The 25,853-nt window shown below is 42.8% G+C and carries 25 protein-coding genes; 2 read left to right on the top strand and 23 right to left on the bottom strand.

Translation table 11 applies throughout. From position 1 onward, the window contains the following. Positions 1 to 3 precede the first annotated feature (3 nt). The 5 genes from DXB15_RS05130 to DXB15_RS05110 all read right to left on the bottom strand — a co-directional run bounded on the left by DXB15_RS05130 (position 4) and on the right by DXB15_RS05110 (position 5,288). Positions 4 to 1,041, bottom strand: coding sequence for an RluA family pseudouridine synthase (locus DXB15_RS05130; protein WP_118702244.1), 1,038 nt, complete (start codon positions 1,039 to 1,041; stop codon positions 4 to 6). A 117-nt stretch (positions 1,042 to 1,158) separates the two neighbouring features. Further along, on the bottom strand, positions 1,159 to 3,186 hold the full coding sequence (locus tag DXB15_RS05125) for a YgiQ family radical SAM protein (protein WP_109214596.1): 2,028 nt from the start codon (positions 3,184 to 3,186) through the stop codon (positions 1,159 to 1,161). Continuing rightward, entirely contained in the window at positions 3,183 to 3,857 is a 675-nt protein-coding gene (locus DXB15_RS05120; RefSeq protein ID WP_330427469.1) for an HAD family hydrolase, read from the bottom strand. Before DXB15_RS05120 ends, DXB15_RS05125 begins: the two co-directional genes overlap by 4 nt. Next, positions 3,854 to 4,588 (bottom strand): pseudouridine synthase, encoded by a 735-nt coding sequence (locus DXB15_RS05115; RefSeq protein WP_243115598.1) that lies wholly within the window; start codon positions 4,586 to 4,588, stop codon positions 3,854 to 3,856. The genes DXB15_RS05120 and DXB15_RS05115 overlap by 4 nt, the downstream gene beginning before the upstream one ends. A gap of 40 nt (positions 4,589 to 4,628) precedes the next feature. Next, entirely contained in the window at positions 4,629 to 5,288 is a 660-nt protein-coding gene (locus DXB15_RS05110; RefSeq protein WP_109214595.1) for a M23 family metallopeptidase, read from the bottom strand. A gap of 28 nt (positions 5,289 to 5,316) precedes the next feature. Between DXB15_RS05110 and DXB15_RS05105 the strand changes: the two genes are divergently transcribed. Beyond that, the gene (locus tag DXB15_RS05105) at positions 5,317 to 6,276 is read left to right on the top strand and encodes a hypothetical protein (protein WP_147404767.1); all 960 of its coding nucleotides are present in this window, start codon (positions 5,317 to 5,319) and stop codon (positions 6,274 to 6,276) included. Between the two features lie 24 nt (positions 6,277 to 6,300). On the opposite strand, the gene DXB15_RS05100 is transcribed toward DXB15_RS05105, so the two are convergent. The 10 genes from DXB15_RS05100 to DXB15_RS05055 form a co-directional block, all read right to left on the bottom strand. Next, positions 6,301 to 6,948, bottom strand: coding sequence for an ATPase (locus DXB15_RS05100; protein WP_109214593.1), 648 nt, complete (start codon positions 6,946 to 6,948; stop codon positions 6,301 to 6,303). 15 nt (positions 6,949 to 6,963) lie between these two features. After that, positions 6,964 to 7,449, bottom strand: coding sequence for a pantetheine-phosphate adenylyltransferase (gene coaD / locus DXB15_RS05095; RefSeq protein ID WP_109214592.1), 486 nt, complete (start codon positions 7,447 to 7,449; stop codon positions 6,964 to 6,966). Positions 7,450 to 7,482: 33 nt separating this feature from the next. Then, a complete protein-coding gene (rsmD, locus tag DXB15_RS05090; RefSeq protein ID WP_109214591.1) occupies positions 7,483 to 8,037 on the bottom strand; it encodes a 16S rRNA (guanine(966)-N(2))-methyltransferase RsmD in 555 nt (184 codons plus the stop codon). Positions 8,038 to 8,091: 54 nt separating this feature from the next. Continuing rightward, positions 8,092 to 8,655, bottom strand: coding sequence for a CDP-diacylglycerol--glycerol-3-phosphate 3-phosphatidyltransferase (pgsA, locus tag DXB15_RS05085; protein WP_109214590.1), 564 nt, complete (start codon positions 8,653 to 8,655; stop codon positions 8,092 to 8,094). Positions 8,656 to 8,674: 19 nt separating this feature from the next. Further along, complete coding sequence (gene rimO / locus DXB15_RS05080; protein WP_118702242.1) at positions 8,675 to 9,997, bottom strand: 30S ribosomal protein S12 methylthiotransferase RimO; 1,323 nt, start codon at positions 9,995 to 9,997, stop codon at positions 8,675 to 8,677. 116 nt (positions 9,998 to 10,113) lie between these two features. Continuing rightward, a complete protein-coding gene (gene rpoZ / locus DXB15_RS05075; RefSeq protein ID WP_109214588.1) occupies positions 10,114 to 10,374 on the bottom strand; it encodes a DNA-directed RNA polymerase subunit omega in 261 nt (86 codons plus the stop codon). After that, positions 10,371 to 11,012, bottom strand: coding sequence for a guanylate kinase (gene gmk / locus DXB15_RS05070; protein WP_109214587.1), 642 nt, complete (start codon positions 11,010 to 11,012; stop codon positions 10,371 to 10,373). The genes rpoZ and gmk overlap by 4 nt, the downstream gene beginning before the upstream one ends. A 15-nt stretch (positions 11,013 to 11,027) precedes the next feature. Beyond that, complete coding sequence (locus DXB15_RS05065) at positions 11,028 to 11,279, bottom strand: DUF370 domain-containing protein (RefSeq protein ID WP_109214586.1); 252 nt, start codon at positions 11,277 to 11,279, stop codon at positions 11,028 to 11,030. 11 nt (positions 11,280 to 11,290) lie between these two features. Further along, positions 11,291 to 12,169: a YicC/YloC family endoribonuclease gene (locus DXB15_RS05060; RefSeq protein WP_109214585.1), complete on the bottom strand. Its 879-nt coding sequence runs from the start codon at positions 12,167 to 12,169 to the stop codon at positions 11,291 to 11,293. Between the two features lie 93 nt (positions 12,170 to 12,262). After that, a complete protein-coding gene (locus DXB15_RS05055) occupies positions 12,263 to 13,639 on the bottom strand; it encodes an MATE family efflux transporter (RefSeq protein ID WP_118702241.1) in 1,377 nt (458 codons plus the stop codon). Between the two features lie 275 nt (positions 13,640 to 13,914). Between DXB15_RS05055 and DXB15_RS05050 the strand changes: the two genes are divergently transcribed. After that, a complete protein-coding gene (locus DXB15_RS05050) occupies positions 13,915 to 15,654 on the top strand; it encodes an Rqc2 family fibronectin-binding protein (RefSeq protein ID WP_118702240.1) in 1,740 nt (579 codons plus the stop codon). Positions 15,655 to 15,911: 257 nt separating this feature from the next. On the opposite strand, the gene DXB15_RS05045 is transcribed toward DXB15_RS05050, so the two are convergent. The 8 genes from DXB15_RS05045 to DXB15_RS05010 all read right to left on the bottom strand — a co-directional run bounded on the left by DXB15_RS05045 (position 15,912) and on the right by DXB15_RS05010 (position 25,850). Continuing rightward, positions 15,912 to 16,313, bottom strand: a complete 402-nt coding sequence (locus tag DXB15_RS05045; RefSeq protein ID WP_109214582.1) for a P-II family nitrogen regulator — start codon at positions 16,311 to 16,313, stop codon at positions 15,912 to 15,914. Positions 16,314 to 16,411: 98 nt separating this feature from the next. Continuing rightward, positions 16,412 to 17,653, bottom strand: coding sequence for an ammonium transporter (locus DXB15_RS05040; protein ID WP_118702239.1), 1,242 nt, complete (start codon positions 17,651 to 17,653; stop codon positions 16,412 to 16,414). 218 nt (positions 17,654 to 17,871) lie between these two features. Next, the gene (holA, locus tag DXB15_RS05035; RefSeq protein ID WP_118702238.1) at positions 17,872 to 18,852 is read right to left on the bottom strand and encodes a DNA polymerase III subunit delta; all 981 of its coding nucleotides are present in this window, start codon (positions 18,850 to 18,852) and stop codon (positions 17,872 to 17,874) included. Between the two features lie 185 nt (positions 18,853 to 19,037). After that, positions 19,038 to 19,955, bottom strand: a complete 918-nt coding sequence (gene nadA, locus DXB15_RS05030) for a quinolinate synthase NadA (protein WP_118702237.1) — start codon at positions 19,953 to 19,955, stop codon at positions 19,038 to 19,040. 121 nt (positions 19,956 to 20,076) lie between these two features. After that, positions 20,077 to 20,928: a carboxylating nicotinate-nucleotide diphosphorylase gene (gene nadC / locus DXB15_RS05025; protein ID WP_109214578.1), complete on the bottom strand. Its 852-nt coding sequence runs from the start codon at positions 20,926 to 20,928 to the stop codon at positions 20,077 to 20,079. Next, positions 20,921 to 22,210: an L-aspartate oxidase gene (locus DXB15_RS05020; RefSeq protein ID WP_118702333.1), complete on the bottom strand. Its 1,290-nt coding sequence runs from the start codon at positions 22,208 to 22,210 to the stop codon at positions 20,921 to 20,923. Before DXB15_RS05020 ends, nadC begins: the two co-directional genes overlap by 8 nt. A 270-nt stretch (positions 22,211 to 22,480) precedes the next feature. Continuing rightward, a complete protein-coding gene (locus DXB15_RS05015) occupies positions 22,481 to 24,880 on the bottom strand; it encodes a DNA internalization-related competence protein ComEC/Rec2 (RefSeq protein WP_158582193.1) in 2,400 nt (799 codons plus the stop codon). Then, entirely contained in the window at positions 24,864 to 25,850 is a 987-nt protein-coding gene (locus DXB15_RS05010) for a GerMN domain-containing protein (RefSeq protein ID WP_118702235.1), read from the bottom strand. The genes DXB15_RS05015 and DXB15_RS05010 overlap by 17 nt, the downstream gene beginning before the upstream one ends. Between the last annotated feature and the right edge of the window lie 3 nt (positions 25,851 to 25,853).

Raw genomic sequence — 25,853 nt, 5'->3', positions numbered from 1 at the left:
TTCTTACCTCTTTTTTCTGTTGTTTTCCGTAGGAGCGGTATGCAGCGCCCACTGCTCTGCTTTCTGAAAAGTTCCCGGTTCCGGTGCGGTAACGACGGTTCCTCCCGGAAATTCCATGTGGTATGCATGTAAAAGCTGAGAACGAATGCCACAGGCTTCCCGCAGCTTCTTATTTTTTGCCGGATCTCCGTATTTGCCATCTCCAAGAATCGGATGTCCGATGCTTGCCAGATGCGCACGGATCTGATGAGAACGACCGGTGATCAGATGCACTTCCAGCAGCGTTGTGTTTCCATAAGTCTGAACCGGATGATATGCTGTTTCAATATAGGACGCATCTTTTGTTTCTTTTGATTGAATAGAAACTTTATTCGCTTTGTGGTCTTTAACAAGATACCCCTTTAAATGTGCATCTTCGGTAATCTGTCCTGCCACCAGACAACGGTAATATTTTTGCATACTCCTGGATTTCAGAGCTTTAGCCATCTCCTGCAAACCATGCATGGTTTTTCCGGCAATCAAAAGTCCGGATGTATTGCGGTCTAACCGGTTGCAGATAGACGGATGAAAGGTACGAAGTTCTGCTCTGGTCAACTGACCACTCTCTAACAGGTAGTCGATGACAAGTTCATTGGCAGAATAATCGGTCTTTTCCGCTTTCTGTGATAACATGCCAACCGGTTTGTTCAAAATCAAAATATCATCATCTTCATAGACGATCTGAATTTTCGGATGGCGTACTGCTGTTGTTTTTGCAGCAGTTTTGCCTGTTTCAGATGCTGCTGAAACCTTTGATGCAGCTTCCGGAGTTTCTACCAGTGCAGAAGCAAATTTGGCAAAGGTTTCGTCAGACAGATAGATTTTGATCTGATCCTCTGCCTTTAAAACTTCCTGTCCGGTTGCTTTTTTGTCGTTTAATACAATGTTTTTCTTGCGAAGCATTTTATAGACAAAGCCTTTGGATGCCTGATTTAGTACTTTAAACAGGTATTTGTCCATGCGCTGTCCCGCTTCTTTGGATGAAATAGAAAATTCTTTCATAAAGGATGTTTTTCTCTTTCTATAAAATATTCAAAAATGATTTTGTCATTCTTATTGTGAGATGTGCATCATGCAATACATGATATTTTCTTTTGCACAGCTCTGTAATCTAAATAGTTATTTCTGCTTTTTCTTATGCACGTTACGAATGGATTTTTTCTTTTTCGGACGTGCTGTAACGGCAGTTCCGTTTTCCGGTCTGTTTCCAGTCTGGGAACGGTTGTTACCTTTTGTATGATTGCCTTTTTGGTTATTGTTCTGTCCTTTGTAAGAACCTTTGCCCCGATTAGTGTTGCCGGATTTGCCAGTTGCTTGTCCACGATATCCGCTGTCATTATCTGAATGTCCGCTATGCTTCGGACGAATCAGGCATTTCGGTCCAAATCCAATCAGATCCGTACGATGTGCCAGATGTAATGCTTCATAAACCAGATCATAATTTTTCGGATTCCGATACTGGATCAGGGCACGCTGCATTGCTTTCTCATGCGGATTATTAGTGACGTACACTTTTTTCATGGTTCGCGGATCCAGACCGGTGTAATACATACAGGTTGAGATCGTGGACGGTGTAGGATAAAAATCCTGTACCTGTTCCGGCATATAACCAAGATCGCGCAGATATTCTGCCAGTTCCACCGCTTCTTTTAAGGTCGAACCCGGATGGGAAGACATCAAATACGGTACCAGATACTGTTTTTTATCCAGACGTTCGTTGATCTTTTTATATTCGTCTTTGAATTTATTATAAACAGCTACCGGCGGTTTTCCCATCAGGGAAAGGACCGAATCGGAAATGTGTTCCGGCGCCACTTTTAACTGTCCGCTGACATGATGTTCACACAATTCCCGGAAAAAGGTCTTGTCCTTATCACAGATCAGATAATCAAACCGGATACCTGAACGGATAAACACTTTTTTTACGTTTGGCAGTTTCCGCAATTTACGAAGCAGACTCAGGTAGTCCGAATGATCTACTTTCAGATTCGGACATGGTGTCGGGAACAGGCATTGCCGGTTCTTGCAGACACCTCTGGTGAGCTGTTTGTCACAGGATGGTCCACGGAAGTTTGCCGTCGGACCGCCCACATCGTGAATATACCCCTTAAAATCCGGATCATGCACGATCTGTTCTGCTTCGGTTAAAATAGATTCGTGACTTCGTGTCTGAATGATACGTCCCTGATGAAACGTCAGTGCACAGAAACTGCATCCGCCGTAGCAGCCGCGATTGCTGACCAGACTGAATTTTACTTCCTCAATTGCAGGTACACCGCCTGCTTCTTCATAGGACGGATGATACGTTCTCATGTAAGGGAGTGCATATACATCATCCATTTCGCTGGTTGTCAGCGGTTTTGCCGGTGGATTCTGCACCACATAACATTTGTTTGGATACGGTTCAATCAAACGTTTTGCGGTAAACGGATCGGTATTGCAGTATTGCGTATAAAAGCTGCGCGCATAGGTTTCTTTGCTGGCGCAGATATCCTCAAAGGACGGCAGCATAATGCCATCGTAAACACTGTCAGGGTCTTTTGTTTTGTATACTGTACCATCGATATATGTCAGGTCTTTGATACTGATGCCGCTTTTGAGTCCCTCTGCCATGGCAATGATACTGCGCTCTCCCATTCCGTATAATAACAGGTCGGCGCCTGAGTCCAGTAAAATCGAACGTTTGACCTTATTTGACCAGTAGTCATAATGTGCCAAACGGCGCAGACTTGCTTCCAGTCCACCAATGATCAGTGGATTATGCTTATATGTTCGGCGGATCAGATTGCAGTATACAATGGTTGCATAATCCGGGCGTTTTCCCATAACACCGCCCGGTGTAAAAGCATCTTTCTGTCGGCGTTTTTTGGAAACAGAATAATGGTTTACCATGGAATCCATATTTCCGCCGGTTACGATAAATCCAAGTTTTGGCTCGCCCAGAATAGTGATGCTGTCCGGATCTTTCCAGTTCGGTTGCGAAATGATTCCCACCGTAAAACCGTTTGCCTGTAATATTCTGCTGATGATCGCGTGCCCGAAGGATGGATGATCCACATAGGCATCGCCGATCACGTAGACGAAATCAAGCTGTTTGATGCCCTGTGCCTCCATATCGGCACGACTGATTGGTAAAAATTGCTTCATTTTCTTAAATCCTCATAGGTATGATCCAGAACCTGTCTGAAATCTGTAATATAGTAATCCGCCAGCGCTTTTTTCTCAGCGGTAAGGTGGATGGAATAATCATCTTCGATGGCACACACCTGCATGCCTGCCCGTTTTCCTGCCAAAATTCCCATTGGGATGTCTTCAAATACCAGACAATGTTCCGGTTTTACCTGCAGTTTTTCTGCTGTTTTCAGATAGACATCCGGCTCCGGTTTGCCTTTGTTGACATCGCAGCTTGTGGTAACTGCATCGATATACGGTTCCAGATCCCGTTCTTTCAAAAACACATCCAGTAATAACCGGGAATTACTGGTGGCAATTCCGGTTTTGATGTGATGCTCTTTTAAATATTTCAAAATTTCACCGGCTCCGGGTTTTAACGGTGTCTCATGTGCATATTTATCCAGTGCGATCCGATTCCAGATATCTTTTAATTCCTCTACCGTTTCCGGAAGCTGAAAGGTACGGATAAAATATTCTGCTGTCTCCGTAAAACTCATTCCCTCGATCTCTTTATTTAACGTCGGCGGCATCGGAATCTTTCGCTGTTCGAAAAAGGTACGGTCAATATCTGCCCATACCCACATGGAATCCGTAATCGTACCGTCCAGATCAAAAATAACGGCTTCTTTATTTTCTAACATCATGATTGTTCTTCCTTTAACTGTTGTATTTCGCTTTCGGTCAGCTCCCGCCATGCACCCGGAGCAAGTGTCTCATCCAGCTGTAACGTTCCCATGGAAAGCCGTTTCAGATAAAGCACTTCCATTCCGACAGCATGAAACATGCGCTTTATCTGATGAAATTTGCCTTCTGTAATCGTGACACGAATCTCTGACTGCTCTGCGGAATGTAAAATTTCCAGAATTGCAGGAGCGGTCGGTTTCTTTTCTCCAATCTCCAGTCCTTCAGCAAAAAGTGTCACTTCCCGTTCGGTCACTGTTCCATCAATTTTGGCATAGTATGTTTTGGGGACATGTTTTCCCGGTGCAAGAAGCCGGTGATTTAAGGCACCGTCATCCGTCAGTAAAAGCAATCCTTCGGTATCTTTATCCAGTCTGCCTACCGGAGACAGATTACGCCGGCGTTCTGCCGGGATATAATCCATTACCGTTTTCGCATGTGCATCTTCGGTGGCAGTGACACATCCTGCCGGTTTATACAGCATCAGATAATGAAATTGTTCATACTGAATCGGCGTTCCATCCAGACAGACAACATCCGTCTGAGGAATTACTTTTTCTGCACCATCTTTGCAGACAACCTCATTTTTGCTGATGCGTCCCTGTTTGAGCATTTTTTTTGCTTCTGTGCGCGTTACGTTCAGCGTCTGGGATAAAAATTTATCCATTCGCATTGCTTTTATCTGTTTTTCCATTTATTTATTGTTCCTTGTTCTTTTCTTATCGTTATATGCTTCATTTATTATAGGTGGCAGACCCAAAATCTGCAAGTTTTTTATAATCTGCCAAAATCTGTTTAGATTCTGCTTTTTTCAGGTAGGGATAAGCATTGACGGCAACATCTTCTCCATTTGCATCCTGAACATAGATTCCTACATGCAGATGAACGGCAAACTGCCCGATAGTGCCCTCTGCACCATAGCCGGTATCACCCACAAACCCAAGAAACTGTCCGGCTTTTATGTTACTGCCCTCTGTCAGATCCTCTGCATAAGATTCCATATGTGCATAGTAATAATAAATGCCGGAAGAACTGCGAATACCAATGCGATACCCGCCAAGGCGCAGCCATCCAAGGGCTTCAATCACACCATCCGTCATACTGACGATCGGATAAATGCCGCGTTCGTTTTCGGTTGTCATCAAATCGGTTCCTTCATGATGCCGGTTTCCACCAAAAGTGCGCTCTGCCATCCAGGAATCCACATACTGACAGGGCAATTCTGCTTCGTTACGATCCGATGCAATGGGAAAATATTTGATTTCGTCACAGATCCTTTGATCTAATACCGGATCAATGGTTATTTCCGATGAAAACGGCAATTTTTTTACAAGAAAACAGTCAAACAGCGCACAGCAAAAAATAAGAACAAGCCAGATCAGAATCTTTTTCATATTTCGCTCCGGATTTAGGAATTACTTTATGATATGTCTAATAAAATGCAGTATGAAAAAGATTTTCTCTATCCTGATATTTACCCTTTGCCTGTTATATTGTATCGTTCGTCCAAGGCAGATTGCATTGGCTACCGCCGGTGGACTCGCCCTCTGGTATCATTCTGTCCTGCCGACACTTCTGCCTTTTAGCATTTTATCCGGAATTATGGTGCGTTCCGGCATTTATGACAGTCTGTCAGAGCGGATCTATCCATGGTTTTCCAAAATATATCCGGTCAGAGCGCCGTTAATTTATCCACTTATTGCAGGATTTCTATTTGGCTTTCCCCTGGGAAGTAAAATCTGTGCTGATCTGTATGACACCGGCAAGATTACTGCAAAGGAAGCAGAAGTTATCAGTTGTATCAGCAATAATTTCGGTCCGGCTTTTCTGTACAATTATATGGTGCTTTCTTTAAATGGCGGTTTTCTGTCAGGGTGGATGCTTCTTTTGATCTGCTATCTTCCACCATTGCTGCTTGGACGTTTCGTTCTGTTTTCAGTTCAACATCAACTGTCGGAAAAAAGACCGCAAAAAATGCCGGCATCCAGATCTGCAATAAGCTTGAAAATCATCGATGACGGCATTATGAACGGTTTTTCTACAATGATAAAACTCGCCGGATATATTATGTTATTTGCAATTGCTGCGGATTTTCTAAAACAGTTTCCAATAAAAAACGACCTGATACTTTGCCTCTGTACCGGACTATTGGAAATTACCAACGGAATCCATCTGACTTCCGGGGCTGCATTGCCCTTTCATGTCAAATATCTGATCGACATTTTTATCGTTTCCTTTGGTGGTATCAGTGGTCTGTTTCAGACTGCTTCCATGCTGCGACAACTTTCATTCTCCCTGCGGCATTATGCATGTTTTAAACTTGCATGTGCAATTTTAGCAACAGGATTTCTGGAACTGGTCTGTCGACTCTATGTGATATAAACGAAGCGAAAATCCTGCTATGTATTATAACTGCTCCGGTTTGTTATCAGAACCAATGATATCATACTCTTCCGCATTGGAAGCTCCCTGATCTTCTGAAGCGGTATCTGCTTCCGGATCAGTTGCTTCTTCTTCCGAAGGAGTCAGTTCGTTTCTGTTTGCTTTTACAATATCGTAGCAGTTCTGAAGAGAAGACATCAGTCCGTCATATTTTGCTTTGTTTGTATCAATTGCATGAGTTACGATGTTCTCCAGGTTTCCAAGAAGATTATCGGTATACTCAATTGCAGCTGTACGGATATTGTCTGCATCCTCTGTTGCCTTGTCCAGAATCTCCTGTGCCTGGTTTGTAGCAATGGAAACGACCTCGTTTGCCTGTGCGTAAGCCTGCTGCATGATCTGGTGCTCGCTGACAAGTTCATTGGTCTGAATCTGTGCCTGAGCCAGAATCTCCTCTGCTTTTGCCTGTGCATCTGCAAGGATGGCATCTTTGTTGCTGATGATCTTCTGGTAACGTTTGATCTCATCCGGTGTCTTCATACGAAGCTCGGTAAGTAATTCTTCCAGTTCCTCTTTATTTACAATGATTTTTGTGTTTGACAGTGGCTGAAATTTGCAACTGTCTACGTATTCCTCGATTTCAGAAATAATCTGTTCAATACGGCTGGTCATTTGAATCTCTCCTTTTTATCTCGTTATGTTGAATTTGCTGTAAACTCTGTCAATCAGATCCTTTGGGACGAATTTGGAAATATCGCCGCCATAGGATGCAACTTCTTTCGTGATCGTAGAACTCAAATATGCGTACTGAAGACTGGTCGTCAGAAAAATAGTATCAATCTTGGGATTGATGGCATGATTTGTCTGCGCGATCTGCAGTTCATATTCAAAATCTGTTACCGCACGCAGTCCACGCACGATAATGGTTGCTCCGGTCTCATCTGCATATTCCGCTAAAAGTCCGTCGTATGCAGTCACAGTCACGTTCGGAAGATGTGATGTAAATTCTTTTATCATACTAACACGTTCATCCGCAGAAAACAACGGATTTTTCGCATTATTCTTTAAAACGGCAACGTTCAGTTCATCTACCATTTTGGATGAACGTTCAATGATGTCAAGATGTCCCAGAGTCATTGGATCAAAACTTCCGGGATAGATTGCTTTTTTCATTTTATCTTTGCGCTGTAAATTTGGCGCTCCCCTTTACTGTATTCTTTTCAGGAAAACATGCTGATTTGTCTTATAGCGTTTTATGCGGGTAATCTCAAATCCATATTTTTCCATCTCATAAGGATCGGTATCCAGTGATTCTTCCACAATAATGAGGGTGTCTTCTGTCAGAATGGAAGAATCTTTCAGATGTAATAACACATCATACTCCAGTCCAAGGCCGTATGGTGGATCCATAAAAATAATGTCAAACACATATCTGCGCTCCAGCATACGAAGGGCAGACAGGGCATCCATGCATTTCAAATCACAACTGGATGTAAATTTGGTAAAACGGATATTCTCCTGAATACATGCGGCGGCTTTCTTACTGTTCTCGACAAAAACAGCTTTTTTCGCACCGCGGCTGACTGCTTCCAGACCAATTCCACCGCTTCCGGCAAACAGATCCAGAAAAACAGAACCTGGAACATCCATTTGTAAAATATTAAATAACGTCTCTTTGATTCGATCAGTGGTAGGCCGCGTATCTTTGCCTTCAATTGTCTTTAACGGCATACTACGGGCTGTTCCGGCTATAATTCTCATAGCGGACCTCCTAATATAATATAAATGAAACCAGATGTTTTTGATTACATCTGATTAATCCTGCTCTTTTAAAACAGCTTTGTTCTTGTTCAGATAATCGATCAGGGATACGATGGTCAGAACAAGTGCTACATAAGTTGCGATCGTTGCCAGTACATGGATCACACCAACACCCGCGATATAGAAATCAACATTGATGTTCAGGATAATCAAAATGATCATTGCCATCTGGAAAGTTGTCTTAAACTTGCCCCACATGCTTGCAGCGATAACGATCTGATGCTCTGCGGCAATCAGACGGAATCCGCTGATGATAAATTCGCGGGCAATAATGATGATGACAATCCATGACGGTAACAATCTTAAGTCTACCAGACAGATCATCGCGGAGCACACCAGCAGTTTGTCTGCCAGCGGATCCATAAATTTTCCAAAGTTTGTGACCAGATTGTATTTACGGGCAATTTTTCCATCCAGCATATCGGTGAGGCTGGCAACGATAAAGATCACAAGTGCCAGATAATCCCCGCTTGCGCCAAGTACGTCGGTCAGCAGGAAAAACACAAAAAACGGAATTAAAATCACACGAAAAATCGTAAGTTTATTAGGTAAATTCATAAGTTCCTCCTATCTCATATCATATCAGTTCGCCGATCAGATCATATTCATATGCACCTGTAATACGGACTTTTGCAAAATCACCGCTGACCAGTTCGGCATCTGTGTTGACAAAGACCAGACCGTCAATATCCGGTGCATCGCGGTAGCTTCTTCCGACATAAGCATTTTCATCAGCAACTTTGCCTTCGATCATAACCAGGATCTCCTGACCTATCATGGTCTCATTTTTGTCAAGAATAATTTCTTCCTGAAGTTCCATGACATCTGCCTGCCAGTCTTCTTTCACAGATTCTTCCACCTGATTGTCAAAGGTGGCTGCCGGTGTATTTTCTTCCGGAGAATAGGTAAACGCACCCAGTCGGTCAAACTCGGTCTTATTGATAAATTCCATGAGTTCTTCGTGCTGCTCCGGTGTCTCACCCGGGAATCCGCAGATCAGTGTGGTACGGATCGCAATATCCGGAATTGCGGCACGTAAAGCTGCGATCTTTTTCTCCAACATTTCGCGGTTTGTCTTTCTTCCCATCCGTTTTAAGATGTCAGAATTGATGTGCTGGATCGGCATATCAATATAATGACAGACTTTTTCGTTGTCACGAATTGCTTCGATCAGTTCATCGTAAATCTCCTCCGGATAACAGTACATCAGACGAATCCAGTAAATGCCCGGGATTTTGTTTAATTCGTTTAACAGAATATGCAGAGATTTTTTGCCATACAGATCAATACCGTACAGGGTTGTCTCCTGTGCCACAAGAATAAGCTCTTTGACACCTGCCTCTGCCAGATCTCTTGCCTGACTTAAGATTTCTTCCATCGGTACGGAACGGAAATCACCGCGGATGGACGGAATGATACAATAAGTACAATGCTTGCTGCATCCTTCCGCAATTTTTAAGTGTGCATAATGACCACCGGTAGATACACTTCGTTTTGCTTCGTGTATTTCAATACCGGTCAGTGGCTCGTATGCCTCATATTTATTGCCAAGCAGTACTTTCTCAATGGCATCGCAGATCTGCTCGGTAGAGTTGGTTCCAAGCACCGCATCTACTTCCGGAATCTCTTTTAAAATTTCATCACGGTATCGCTCTGCCAGACATCCGCACACGATCAGCGCCTTACAGGAGCCGCTGGTACGATACTGTGCCATGTCAAGAATTGACTGAATACTTTCTTCTTTTGCATCATGGATAAAACAACAGGTGTTGACTACGATTATATCTGCTTCCTGCTCATCATCCGTCACTGTAAATTTATGCTTTGTCAGTTTACCAAGCATAAATTCAGAGTCTACAAGGTTTTTATCACAGCCAAGTGAAATAAATAATACTTTCATTTGGTTCCTCCACTAAATTTTGTAATTGAAAAATTTTCGGTTCCAGAAATAACAATGCTGCCTTTTCACAGGCAGCATGTAACTTGAGACCGGAATTTCTTCCCGAAAAAGACGGATTAACGATCGCCTTCTTCTTTGATATCGTCGTCCTCACCAAGGATTTTTACATTTCCTGTGTATAACTCCTCAACGGCGATGGATAACGGCTTTTTGCCTGCTGCATTCGGTACAGTCGGCTCTGCGCCACCGATAATCTGGCGTGCACGTTTTGCAGATGCGATCACAATGGAATAACGGCTGTTTACAACCGGCTCCTCACCGTACTCTGCGTTGTTATTTACGACTTTCATTAATTCATTATAAGATGGATGTATCATGATAAATCTCCTTTCACAAACTGTTTTAAATCATTTTTTATTGTTTCAATGGTGTCAAGATTATGCTGCATACGCTGACGCTCTCCGCGGATGATCCGATGTACGTTCTCTACAGCGGCATCCAGTTCATCATTGATCACCAGATAATCGTATACTTCACAGCCATCGGCTTCTTCTACGGCTCTGGCAAGTCTGGAATTGATGACATCTTCTGTCTCCGTTCCACGTCCTGTCAGACGATCTTTTAAAATCTGTGCGGAAGGCGGTGTCACAAACAGTAATAATGTCTGTGGAAACTGCTCTTTAATCTTTAATGCACCCTGAATCTCAATCTCCAGAATGACATTTTTCTTTGCGTCAAGCTGTTCCTGCACATATGCTTTTGGTGTACCGTAGTAATTTTCTACATATTGTGCATATTCTAACAGTTCTCCTTTTTCAATCATAGAAAGAAATTCTTCTTTTGTCTTGAAAAAGTATTCTCTGCCATCTTCTTCGCCTTCACGCGGTCCGCGTGTGGTTGCCGATATGGATAATGCATACTCTTCCGGGTAACGTGCGATCAGTTCTTTCATGATCGTTCCTTTTCCGGAACCCGAAAATCCGGATATTACAATTAATAATCCTGAACCTGCCATGATTCAATCTCCTCTTTACAGCATTTCTTTTGTATTTTGAAATCTGCCTGCCAGTGTCTCCGGCTGAAGTGCAGATAGTATCACATGCTCACTGTCGGTCAGAATGATACTTTTGGTTCTTCTTCCCTGGGTCGCATCTATGATCCGTTCTGATTCTTTGGCCCGCTGAACGATTCGTTTTGCCGGTGCGGAGTCCGGATTAATGATGGTCACGATTTTATCTGTATTTACCACATTTCCAAAACCGATGTTGATTAATCCTGCCATACCTGCTCCTTTTATTCAATATTCTGAATCTGTTCCCGGACTTTTTCGATTTCCGTCTTTAATTCAATCGCAATGTCGGAAGTCTCCAGATCATTGGATTTGGAAAGAATCGTATTGGCTTCGCGATTCATCTCCTGTGCGATAAAATCCAGTTTTCGTCCGATGCCTTCACTTCTCTCCAATGCATTTAACATAGAAGTAATGTGGCTTTTCAGACGAACCGTTTCCTCATCGGTACAGATCTTATCGGCAAACAAAACAATCTCTGTGGATAATCTTGCCTCATCAATCTGGGTATCACCAAGCAGCTCGTTTACTTTTTCCATCAGTTTGCTGCGGTATTCCGCAATGATCTGTGGCGCACGCTGCTCTACTTTATCTACATTATCCCGCATGTGATGCAGTTTTTCAACCAGATCCTGCTTCAGATGTTCGCCCTCTGTGGTACGGGTAGCTACAAACTGTGTGCAGGCTTCACGAATTGCCTGGGACAGATCAGACCATAATTCGTCTTCATCTGCAGACTGTTCTTCCATTGTAAGCACTTCCGGATAACGGGATAAGCTGCTGACGCGGATATCATTTTCCAGGTTAAACTCGTCTGCCATCTGCTGCAGATAAGTCAGATATTCTTTTGCAATCGTGGCATTGTATTTAACTGCCAGAGTCTGTTCGGAATAGTCTTCGTAGCTGATGAACATATCTACTTTTCCGCGCTGCATATACTCTTTTAATAAAGTACGGATCGCTGATTCGAAAAAGTTCAGTTTCTTCGGCATGCGAATGTTAACATCCAGGTATCTGTGATTTACTGATTTCAGTTCCACTGTAATTTTGCGCTTCTCATTGGAAAGCTCACAGCGACCGAAACCTGTCATGCTTTTTATCATCTGTTTTGCACCTGCTTTATCTCGAATTCTTTTGTATACACATAATTACTGCTATACATAATCAATTTATTATAAAATGTTTTCTACCGGAAGTCAAATATTTCCGGCTTCCTTTTTCTTCATATCCTGAAACTGGCGTAAAACAAACCAGATTGTGATCACTGCGGCTGCCAGATCTGCGATCGGTCCTGCGTACATAACACCGTCGATGCCCATAATTAATGGGAGAATCAGGATCAGCGGCAGTAAAAACAGGATCTGTCTGGTCAGAGATACGATCATACCAAGTTTTGCCTTACCGATAGAGGTAAAGAAACCGGAAGACATCGGCTGGATGCCGTTGATAAAGGTCATAAACATAAAAATACGGAAATAACGTTCCGCAAACCGGAAATATGCTTCACTTCCTCCGCCGAACAGAGAAATGATCTGTCGCGGGAAGATCTGGAAGCAGATGAAAAATACAATACCTGCCACTACCGCTGCTGTAGCTGCTTTGCGGTAAGTTTCACGTACTCTGCTGTATTTTTCCGCACCATAGTTAAATCCGAAAATCGGCTGACACCCCTGAGAGATACCGATTCCAATCGACATAAAGATCATATTGACTTTGGAAATAATACCGGCACAGGCAATCGGAATATCTGCTCCATAGTCAGACTGTGCGCCGTATTTTCGCAAAATATTGTTCATTGTGATCTGTACGATTGCCATGGCAACCTGATTGATTCCGGAAGCCATGCCAAGTGCTGCTATTTCTTTCGCATATTTTCCCCGTGGGATCAACTGAGACTTTGTCAGTTCCATTTTGGAGAATTTCCAGAAATAGATCAAAATCATAATTCCGGAAACCACCTGTCCTAAAACGGTTGCCCATGCAGCACCTTTGATGCCCCAGTGACAGACAAAAATAAACAGCGGATCCAGAATCGTATTGATGATCGCACCAGTCAGCATACAAGCCATGGAAAAAGACGGGCTTCGATCAGCACGCACCAGATGGCATCCTCCGGTTGTCAGTGTCAGAAATGGAACACCGATGGCTGTGATCCCCGTATAATCAAGCGCATACGGCAGTACTTCCTCGGTGGCGCCAAACACATGCATCAGCGGACTTAAAAAAGCTAATGTCACGACAGTAATGATCACACCACAGATGACCAGTAACGATAATCCACATCCGGCATAATTTTTCGCTTTTTCTGTATGACCGGCACCGGATTTCAGATTAAAATTGGAGGCACTTCCGATTCCAAGCAGCAAGGCTACCGCGGTACAGATGATATTGACCGGGAATGCAATATTTGTCGCTGCATTTCCAAGCATACCAACACCCTGTCCAATAAAAATCTGATCTACGATATTATATAAGGAACTTACCATCATGCTGATGATCGCCGGAATCGTAAATTTTAAAATCAGGGAGCTGATCTTTTGAGTGGCAAGCGGATTTTGTTCTTCTACAGACATGGAAAAGCACTCCTTTCGCTTCGTTATTTGTATCTTGTTATTTCAGTCGTAAAATCATATATATTTCACTTTTTCATTTTTTACGGTTAAACATCCAATATAATAACACACCATTTCCGTTTTTTCCAGTTTTAATTTGCTTTTTTGCCAAAATCATGCTACCATTTTTTATTAGCGAATCACGCATTTTCAAATAAAAATCGTATCAAAATGATATGTAAAAATTTTATTTGCATCAAAAAAGTGATTCAGACAGTGAAGTTAGGAGGAGTTTTATGGCTCTTGATGGTATTGTAGTTGCCAGTCTGGCAAAAGAACTACAGGAAAATTTTACAAATGCAAGGTTGAGTAAGATCGCGCAGCCGGAAAAGGATGAGCTGCTTCTTACCATGAAGGGATCAAACGGTCAGAAACGTCTGCTTTTGTCTGCAAGCGCTTCTCTGCCGCTGATCTATATTTCAGATAAAAATAAACCAAGCCCGATGACAGCACCGAATTTCTGCATGCTGCTTCGAAAACATGTGGCAAATGGACGGATCACTGCGATCACGCAACCGGGAATGGAACGAATCATTGTGTTTGAGATCGAACATCTGGATGATCTTGGTGATCTCCGGCATAAAAAACTGATCATTGAGTTGATGGGAAAACACAGTAACATCATCTTTTGTGATGAAAATGACATGATCCTTGACAGTATCAAACATATTTCCGCACAGGTAAGTTCTGTCCGTGAAGTACTTCCGGGGCGCACCTATTTTATTCCGGCGCAACAGGACAAGATGAATCCATTAGAAGAAACGGCAGAACATTTTACAGAGCATGCGCTTTCCAAGCCATGCGGAGTTGCTAAAGCAATCTATACTTCTTATACTGGTATCAGTCCGTTAGCTGCGAATGAATTCTGTTATCGGGCAGATGTAGATGGTGATGCGCCATGTGCTTCTCTGAATGAAGCTCAGAAAGAAAAACTGGCAGAGGTCTTTCTGGCAGCGATGATCGATATCCGGGAAGGTCGTTTTTATCCAAATATCATCATGCATCAGGACGAACCGGTGGAATATGCGGCAATCCCGTTGACTTCCTACGCATCGGATACCGTAGTTTCCTATGATTCTATTTCGGAAGTGCTGGAAAACTATTACGCACAGCGTAGTCTCTATACCCGTATGCGGCAGAAATCCGCGGATCTGCGTCATGTGATCACAACACTGCTGGAGCGTAACCGTAAGAAATACGACCTGCAGAAAAAGCAGTTAAAAGATACAGAAAAACGGGAAAAATACAAAGTATACGGCGAACTGATCCATACGTATGGATATCAGTTAGAGGAAGGATGCAAAGGATTTGATGCGTTGAATTATTATACGAATGAGACGATTCATATTCCGTTGGATGCTACGATTTCACCACTTGACAATGCGAAAAAGTATTTTGACCGGTATGCAAAACTGAAACGCACGTATGAGGCGTTGACAGATTTGATTGAGGATACACAGCTTGAAATTGATCATCTGGATTCTATTGCTACTGCATTGGATATTGCAGAGACAGAAGCTGACTTACAGCAGATCAAGGAAGAAATGATGGAAAGCGGTTATATCAAGCACAAATATTCTAAAAAGAAAACACAGGGCAAGAGCAAACCGTATCATTACCGTTCTACCGATGGATTTGACATCTATGTCGGTAAAAACAATTTCCAGAATGATGAGCTTACCTTCAAATTTGCAGAAGGCAATGACTGGTGGTTCCATGCAAAAGGCATGCCGGGTTCTCATGTGCTTGTGAAAACAAAAACAGGTGAAATGCCGGATCGCACGTTTGAAGAAGCCGGACGTTTGGCTGCTTTTTATTCCAAAGGACGTGGTAATGAAAAAGTAGAAATTGATTATCTGCAAAAGAAAAATGTAAAAAAACCGAATAAAGCAAAACCGGGATTTGTGGTTTACTATACAAACTACTCTCTCACCATTCAACCGGATATTACAGGGCTGGAACTGGTTTCTGAATAATCTGTTTCGATCGTATATTATTCTTACAATTATGTGACTATGGTGAAATGAGCGCAAAACATTCAACATGCTAGTATGGTTGACAAATGTAGATCATGAACTGATTTTGCTCATGACATAATATTTGAAGTCAAACCTTTTTGCTTCATAAGTTAACAAAAAATGGATGTCAAGATTTCTGACATAAACTGTTCAGAAAATGGCATCCATTCTTTTTGATTATTTAACTTTAAGATTATTTTTCCGGTAGATTACGATTACAGGTTTTCTTTTGTCTCTGGATTTCGTGCATATTCCTGCCGCTGCTCATCACCCCAGATCGCATGTTCATTCTTTTCATTCGTACGAATCTTGGTAGCGGTGCGGAGTTCATAGCTGAAAATTTTTCCGTCACCGACATTTCCAGTGTAAGCTGTTTTTTGGATCGTATCAATGACCTTTTCTTCCCATTTTTCAGAGGAAACTACAATCTCCAATTTAATCTTCGGCAACAGGTTGATTTCTACCTCAGAACCACGGACATAACGCTTTAATCCACGCTGGGTGCCACAACCCATGACCTGTGAAACCGTAATACCATTGACATGAATGGCATTTAATGCCTCTTTGACATCTTCGAATTTTTCTTCATTTATAATTGCTTCTACTTTGATTAACATAGATATCTCCTTTTGATTGTCCTGATTTTTTCAAAATATCATCTGATTTTCAAACTTTCACGTTTTTCAGAACATCGAATATTTTTCACATATATGTATTAATCCCAACCATTGAAGGACGGATAAGCTTTCTCACCATGTTCGGACAGATCCAGACCGATGGTTTCAGAACGGTCATCCACACGAATCTTTGTAAAGATGCGTACGATTCCGATACAAACCAATGTTCCGACTACTGCGATGGCAATTGTGATACCGATACCTGCCAGCTGTGCCAGAAACAGATGTACATCTCCGAATACAAGTCCATCCCAGCGTGCAGCACTGTTGATCGATGATTTTCCAAATAATCCGGTTGCGATACCGCCCCAGATACCACCGATACCATGGCATCCGAATGCATCTAACGCATCATCGATTTTCAGTTTCTGTTTGATCAGTTTTACGCCGAAGAAGCAGATTGGGCTGACTAATGCTCCAATGATAAATGCGGACCAGATCGGGACGAAACCTGCTCCCGGTGTGATTGCAACTAATCCAACAACTAAACCAGTGGATGCACCAACCAGTGTCGTTTTCTTATCCATGATCACATCCAGAAGCATCCAGGATAATAATGCAACTCCGGCGGAAATAGCGCTTGTCATAAACGCATGTGCGGCAAGTCCGTCTGCTTTTAAAGCACTTCCGGCATTGAATCCGAACCATCCAAACCACAGCATGGAAGCTCCCAGAACAACGAATGGAATGTTATGTACACGATAAGCAACTTTATTATATCCTTTTCTGCGTCCAAGTAAAATAGCTAATGTTAAAGCAGTGATACCGGAACTGATATGAACGACGTTTCCACCTGCGAAATCAACAGATCCGATGGCTGCCAGCAGTCCGCCTTCGCCCCATACCATATGTGCCAGCGGATAATATACAACGACTGACCACAAAGCGATAAAGAAAAATAATGCTTTAAATTTCATTCGACCAACAAGAGATCCTGTGATCAGTGCCGGTGTAATGATGGCAAACATCATCTGGAAAGCGATGTATACCAGATGTGGGATACTGTCTGCATAAGGTCCTGCCTCTGACATGTTAATGCCATGTAAGAATGCCCAGCGGAAATCTCCGATAATGCCTCCGTGGTTGCCACCAAAAGCAAGGGAATAACCAAAGGCTACCCACATTACAACGGCAAGCCCCATGATGGATACACATGTCATCATTGTGTTTACTACATTTTTTCTTCGAACCAGTCCTCCATAAAAGAATGCCAGACCTGGTGTCATAAAAAATACCAGCGCTGAGCAAATCATCATAAAAGCGGTATCTCCTGTGTTCATTTTCAAAATCCTCCTTAATAACCGGAAAATGCGACTCCATTCATTTTCTCTATTTCAACTCTCTGTGTTACCGAAAAATTATCCAGGAACACAAAAAGACGCCTGGATGAATTCATCCAGACGTCTTTGTCTTTCTGCGTCTGATTCTAGCACAGTAAAAATGTAATTGCAACACTTATTTGTGCCAGAGCCTTAAATTTTATACACAATAACAAATTTTACCCCTGCATCGTGGAAATAATCAGTAATTCTACCGCAAGCTGATCGGCCATCTGACCAGTTTTAATATTTTCATCGGTCTGTACGCTGGCACGCACGATCTCCTCTAACTGAGCCAGAGAAAAACTTTTTGCCTGTCCAAGATATTTGCGTACGGCAAATTCCGGAACACCGGCTTTTGCTGCCATTTGTTTGTTGTCAAAGCCTTTTCCCGTCATATCCCGAAGTTGCATCAGAATCTGGAAATGACGTGTCACCAGATACAAAATCCGCATGGCAGGTTCTTTGAGCATCAGCAGGTCATAATACAGATCCAGTGCTTTTTTCTGCTCCTTGCGTCCAATGGCATCTACCATATCAAAAATCTTACCATTGATCTGGTTGGCACAGATTGCTTCGACATCTGCCGCTTCAATCACGTCTTTTTCCATGGTATAGCAAAGCAGTTTTTCTAATTCCTGCGTGATCAGCTCCATATCGGTGCCGGTTTTGTCTAAGAACAGTTCCATCACCGGACGGGTGATCCGCTTGTTTTCTTTCTTTAATTTTCCAAGAATCCATTGCATCAGTACGGCATCCGTCTGACGCTTAAATTCTACCACGCTGCCAAACTTTTTGACCTGCTTATACATTTTGCCGCGCTTATCCACTTCTTCTTCCACAAAAATAAAATACGTGGTTTCCGGCAGTTCTCCCAGATATGCTGCAAGATCTTCGGGACTTTTTTTGAAAAATCCACTGTTTTCCACAAAAATCACACGCCGCTCTGCAAAAAACGGCATGGTCTCCGACAGATCGATCAGCGATGCCGGTCGGATATCTTTTCCGGAAAAGACAGAAGTGTTCATTGTATCTCCTTCTACACACAAACTGTCTCTCAGACGGTCTCTGTACTGCCGGACCAGATATGCCTCTTCGCCATATAGCAAATAAATATGTTTAAAATTTCCTGTTTTTAAATCTTCCTGTAATGTTTTCATGTCTCAAAGTATAATATGATTCCGAAAAAAACACAAGGCAGGAAAGAAAAATCTCTCCCGCCATAAGTAATTATAATATTACAATTTCTCATATAGATTCAAACACAACAATACCCAGTGAATATTTCACACACGCATAATTATTCCCTGAGTATATGACTGTGAACAGCAATACATGATATTCATCAACCGCCAAGTTCTACCATACGGTAAATACATCTGCCGGCACCTTCCATGACATGCTCCGGCAGGGTAATTTCTTCGCCGCCGCAACCTTTCAGGCAATTATAAATATCCATCAATGTTGTGATCTTCATATTCATACAGGTTAATTGTACAGTCAGTGGATAAAACTGCTTCTCCGGGCAATCAAACTGTAAATGCTGTACGATGCTGTTTTCAGTACCGATAATAAACTCTTTATGATCGGATTTTTTTGCAAAATTCATGATTCCGGTAGTCGAACCGACATAGTCTGCCTGTGCAACGACTTCCTGCCGACATTCCGGGTGAACCAAAAGCAACGCGTTCGGATGCAGCTCTTTTGCTTTTCTGACGTGCTCCGGCGTTACGATCATATGACGCGGACATCCACCGGTGTAAAAAGCAAATTCTTTCTCCGGAAGCTGCTGTGCCACATAACGACCAAGGTTCGGGTCCGGAATAAATAAAATCTTATCTGCATCTAATTTTTTACAGATTTCAACAGCAGAGGATGAAGTAACACATACGTCACACTCTGTTTTCAGTTCAGAAGTGGTATTGATATAGGCAACCACTGCATGATCCGGATATTTTTGCTTTAAAGCGCGTAAAAAATCAAGGTCTAACTGCTCTGCCATCGGACATCCCGCTGCCGGATTGGCAAGCCATACCGTTTTTTCCGGACTTAAAATTTTACAGGTCTCTGCCATAAAACGGACACCGCACATAATAACGCCTTTGCAGTTACTTTTGGATGCCTGTACGCTTAAGCCATAAGAATCACCCATATAGTCAGCTACTTCCAAAATTTCCTGTCCCTGATACGCATGTGCAAGGATACAGACATCCTGCTCCTTTTTCATACGCATGATTTCCTGCTGTATTTCTGCTATTGTCATTTTATTTTCTCACTTTCTTACACAAATTCTGAATCAATCTCCTTTTGCATGGCATGACTCATTTGTATAAATTTGTTTCTCTACGTATGTTATGAAAAGAATCGTTCACGAATCTCCCATATTAAATCGCATGTAAATGTTTCATGGAAATATCCAGAATCGGTGCAGAATGTGTCAATGCACCGCTGGAAACAAAATCAACACCGATCTCCCGGATACGGGCAATGTTTTCTTTTGTGATATTTCCGGAACACTCTGTCTGTGCACGTCCATCGATCAGTTCTACTGCCTGACGCATAGTGTCCGGTGTCATATTATCCAACATAATAATGTCTGCACCGGCATCAACTGCCTCTTTTACCTGCTCTAAAGTCTCTACTTCAATTTCGATTTTACGGACAAACGGCGCATAAGCTTTTGCCATTTGGATAGCATTTGTAATGCTTCCGGCAGCTCCGATATGATTATCTTTTAACAAAACACCGTCTGAAAGGTTGTAACGATGATTGCAGCCACCACCAACCCGTACGGCATATTTTTCAAAAATACGACAGTTCGGCGTTGTTTTTCTTGTATCCAGTAAAGTTACTCCACTGCCTTCCAGAAGGTCTGCCACCTGACGGGTATAAGTTGCAATGCCGCTCATCCGCTGCAGATAGTTCAATGCCACACGTTCTCCGGAAAGTAATACGCGGATATCACCGGTAACCGTTCCAATCAGATCTCCCGGTTTTACGCGGTCTCCGTCTTTTACCTGAAATGTCACAACCGTTGCCGGATCCAGTAACGTAAACACGCGGGCATAGACATCCAGACCTGCCATAATGCCATCTTCTTTTGCAATCAGATCTACGGTTCCCTGCTGCGCCGTTGGCATTACCGCATTGGTAGACACATCTTCGCTTGTAATATCTTCTTGCAGTGCCAGACGGATCAGTTCGTCTGCCTGCAATTTCATCGTAATACTATTCATGACTCTTTTTCATCCTTTCGATCTCACTGCGTACTGCTTTATGGTATTCACCCAAAATAGCATCCCGGTCTTCGTATCTGCTGCAATCCAGTCTGCCCGATGCATCAAATTCCGGTTCTTCCCCAAACATAATGTCATCTGCGGCTCTCCGTGCAAATACCAGAGACTCCAGCAGAGAATTGCTTGCCAGACGGTTTTTGCCGTGTACACCGTTACAGCTTGTCTCTCCACAGGCATACAATCCTTTCATGGAAGTACGACTTCCCAGATCAACTTTGATACCGCCCATAAAATAATGCTGTGCCGGAACAACCGGGATTGGCTCTTTGCATGGATCATATCCCTCATCCAGACAATGCTGATAAATATTCGGGAAATGCTTCAGAATCGTATCCTTGCCCAGAGGACGCATATCTTCCCAGACACAATGACTGCCCTCTTTTTCCATCTGTGCAAAAATTGCTTTACTTACTGTGTCACGCGGTTGCAATTCGTCCGTAAACCGCTGACCATTTTTATCCAGCAGCAGAGCACCCTCACCACGAACGGACTCTGATACCAGAAAACGTCTTCCCGGCTTTTTTGAATACAACGTGGTTGGATGAATCTGTATGTAATCCAGATGCTCTAATACAATCTGGTGCTTCATTGCGATTCCAAGAGCGTCACCGGTAATATGTGGAAAATTGGTGGAATTCTGATACAATCCACCCAGACCACCACACGCTAAAACGACATGTTTGGCACGTACCGGGTATACCTCATTTTTTTCATCCATGATAATAATACCGCCGCACACGTTATCTTTGACGATCAGATCTACCATGGTCATATATTCACAGATTTCGATATTATCTTTCGTATTTACCTCATCTAACAAAGTCTGAGTGATCTGTTTTCCGGTCTCATCTTCATGAAACAGGATACGTGGCTGGGAATGTGCACCTTCTCTGGTAAAAGCCAGATTTCCCTGTGCATCCCTTGCAAAATCAACGTGTCTGCGTACCAGATCCCGGATAATACTGTTTGAACTGCGGATCATCAGTTCCACTGCTTTTTCATCGCTTTCAAAATGTCCTGCACGCATGGTATCCTGAAAATAATCGTTGTAATCGCCTTCTCCACGAAGCATGCAGATACCACCCTGCGCCAGAAATGAATCGGACTGATCCGCTTTCTGCTTTGTGAGTAATAATACTTTTTTTCGCTCCGGAAGATTCAATGCACAGTACAAACCAGCAGCTCCCGTACCAACTATAATGACATCATAATACTCTTTCATATTCATACTCTTATCCTCTTTCCGGGCAGCATATATTAGCATGCGATTTCCCGATTTGGCTTATAGGGAAAAAGCGTTTAAACTGACCTAATATACACTGCCCGGATTCTTTTTGTGCTTTTGCCATTATACTATCATGGTTTACAGGTGTCAAGACACCTGTTATTATATCTGTCAGGATATGTAAAAATACATAATAGTTTACACGCGACATTTGTAAAAATAATCATTTCCCGAATACATGTGATGCGTAAACTATAACAAAAATACCTACCTTTTATCTTTGATAAAATACACTTCCTTCCATTTGCCATGCTCTTTTACAACGGAAATCTGTCCGCTTTTCATCGTATATGCAATGGATGTGTCTGCCTGTTCCAACCGTTCGATTGTCTCCGATGCCGGATGCCCATATCGGTTCTTTTCTCCACAGGAAATTACAGCTACCGCTGGTCGTATAGATTCCAGAAACGTTTCGCTGCTGGAATAAGCAGAACCATGATGTGCTGTTTTTAAAACAGTTACTGGTTGCAATAAGTTTCGTTCCACCAAAATCTGTTCCTGTTCACTGCCAAGATCCCCTGTCAATAGAACAGAAAAACCATCGGATTCATAACGCCACACCTGCGACAGCGCATTTTTCTCCGTTTCTGCTTCTTCTGCCTCTGGATACAGACAGGTCATCGTGGCATCCTGCATCGTTAAAGTGGTATTTGCCTGAACAAATACAACTTCTGTTCCGTTTTCTTTTGCCAGCGTTACCAGATGTTCCAGTGCATCATCCGCCGGTGCTGCTTTTGCCAGCAATAATCGGCGAATCGGATAGCCGGATTCTAACGCTTCTGTCAAACCGGAAATGTGATCAGCATCTGTATGTGTCACGATCCATGCATCGATCTGCCGGATACGGTGATATTTCAGAAATGGCAAGACGCGATACGTTCCCACAGCACTTTCACTGGTGCTTCCACCATCAATAAAAATATGTTTCTGCTTTCCATCAGAAATCATAATGCCGTCGCCCTGCCCCACATCCAGAAAATATATTCCAGACAGATCTTTGGGCGGCACCAACAGGCACAAGGCAAAACATGCAACACATATTCCAGCAAAAACAGATCTTATTTTAGAATAAAGATTCCACTTTTTCCCAAAATGATATACGATCACATATCCACCAAAGATTCCATAATATAAGATCAGTAATTTCATAGACGGTTGTCCTGTAATCCACAAATGTCCCGGGAGCCTGTCCGTCAGATCAATTCCGGTTTCGTAAATATTTAAAATCCAGTGGCAGAGAATCAGAATCCACTTGGAACAAACCGGTAATTTCATACCGACAACTGCGCCAAGTACTCCAAAGCCAAGCAGCCAGCCACATAACGGGATCACCAGAAGGTTTAAAAACAGTGCATACACCGGAATTTCATAATAAAACCATGCCGTCAATGGCATCAGCCATAATTGCAAAAACAGATTCAGTCGCAATCGTTTCCAAAAGTCCTGAAACCATGTCCCAACACGACCTTTTATATGATTTTTTCTCTTCTCTGATGCAGTTTGTATTGCTTTTTCTCTCTCCGATCGCAGACCGGAATATACCGTAATCGCAAGTAATGCTGTAAAAGAAAATAAAAATCCACTCTGATAAATTGCAAAGGGATTGCGAAGCAAAATGATACAAGCAGCCAGCGCCAGTCCATGGGAAGCATCGTATTTTCGCCCAAGTATTTCTGCGCCCATGATACATAGATACATGATGACTGCCCGCTGCGCGGACACACCAAAACCACTCATCATGGCAAAGTCAATCACACAGAGACTGCTAAGCAGCGCTGCACAGGGGTAAGAACGCCGACAGCGGCGGAGAAAACGGTACACACTAAATCCAAATACCGATATATGTAATCCTGAAACTGCCAGAATATGCGAAATCCCGGCTTTTCGATAGCTTTCCTTTGTCTGCGCATCCAGTTGTGCATTACTTCCCGCTACCAGCGTCGATAAAATGCCGGCATCACGCTCATTTAACTCTGTAGTATATGTTTGCATAATTTTTTGTTGTAACTGATACAGAACTTCCCGTATTGAAAAACGCGAAGGCTTTTGTACGGTAACAGTATCCGCGTAAAAACGGCAGGTAATATTCATTTGCTGATAATAAGCAGCAAAGTCAAAATTGCCTTCATTCCTTGCAGGTAAAAAAACGTCCAGTTCTCCTTCAGCGGTAAGTATTGTTCCGATAGAACAGTTGTCTTTTGTTGTATATAATAAAATATTGCCCAGAAACACGGGCGTTTGATCTGTCTCCAGATACATTTGTTTGATTTGATATAGATATTTGTCAGATTTTTGTTCTTTTTGTGTCAGGATTCCACTGATACGAACCGATGTTTCCATGTGCTGTTCTGCCAGTGAAACCCGTTTTGTGTACTGCATTGCCTGATGCCGTGTCAATCCAAACCCGGATAGCACAGCACCTGAAAGAAGCAATGCTAATATCACGCATTCTTTTTTTGCCGGGTGCAGATAACACACTGCACCAATGCCTGCCAGAATCAAAATGGCAGGAAGTATCTGGTGCTGCGGCATTTGCCCGGCAAGTAAAATTCCCGTCGTATAAGCTGCCGCAAACAGCCAGATGTGATGCCTATTCGCCAGAATCAAGCAATCCCTCCTTCTCCTGTTTCTGTACGATCTCCACATCGTCGCCTTCTTCCGTCACAAGATCCAGATTGCGTTTATAATATTCTTTCAGGGACATCTTATCCCGATAAGTCAGGTTTGTTTTTCCGTTGACTGCGATCTGGACGGTCTTTACCGTATCCAGTTCCGTCAGTGAATCAACGATCGAATAAATGATTACATCTTCCCGAATCTCAAAATTTTGAGCTAAGAATCCTTCATCCAGATTCACCAGACACACACCATCCATAACGGATACGCTGACCAGATTTGTTCCGAACGGAATCGCTGCCTGCGCATTGGAAGAACGCGGTCCGTCTAACAGCTGCTCCATTACCAGTTTTTCAATAGAAGTATTGCTGGAGTAATAAACATGCTGCGTCTCACGTACAAGTCCGTCACCATTCTCCGAAGCAAAATACAAGGTCAGGTTCGCTTCCTGAATGTTGTTGATCTTCTCTCCCGGATTTTCCACAAAGGAATCATTGGTCAGAATGCCAACCTCTACGCCGTTCGCATCCTTCAAAGGCAGGTTATCCACATACATGGAAACGCCTTCGACGCCTTCGATCTGCATCATATTATGCACAATCGCACCCCGGCATAAAACCTCCTCCAGCGGCGCAATCTTGCCATATTCTTTGTTAAAATACAGATAAAGCTGATGATCGGTATATTCATAACGTTCAATTTCCACTTTGTCCGGTAAAATCTGCTGATAATCCACATCGTCGGTCTTTTCCGACATCTGTGTGATAAATTCTTCAATCAGTCCTTCCGTATCTGTAGCAGAAGGATCATATGGTTTGTTTACAATTTTTGTTCGCTGTTTGTTCAGATAATACATGGAATAGCCGCTGCTTTCCGCTTTTTCTTTTTTACAGGCGGTCAGCATACTGCCCATGGAGATCAGAACAAACAGTAAAATACCAAAACGTATTAATTTTCTCATGGA

The sequence above is a fragment of the Roseburia sp. OM02-15 genome (genome assembly GCF_003481835.1).
GTDB lineage: Bacteria > Bacillota > Clostridia > Lachnospirales > Lachnospiraceae > Eubacterium_I > Eubacterium_I ramulus_A.
Note: the sequence above shows the minus strand (reverse complement) of the source record. Positions and strands in the feature narration are given on the sequence as shown.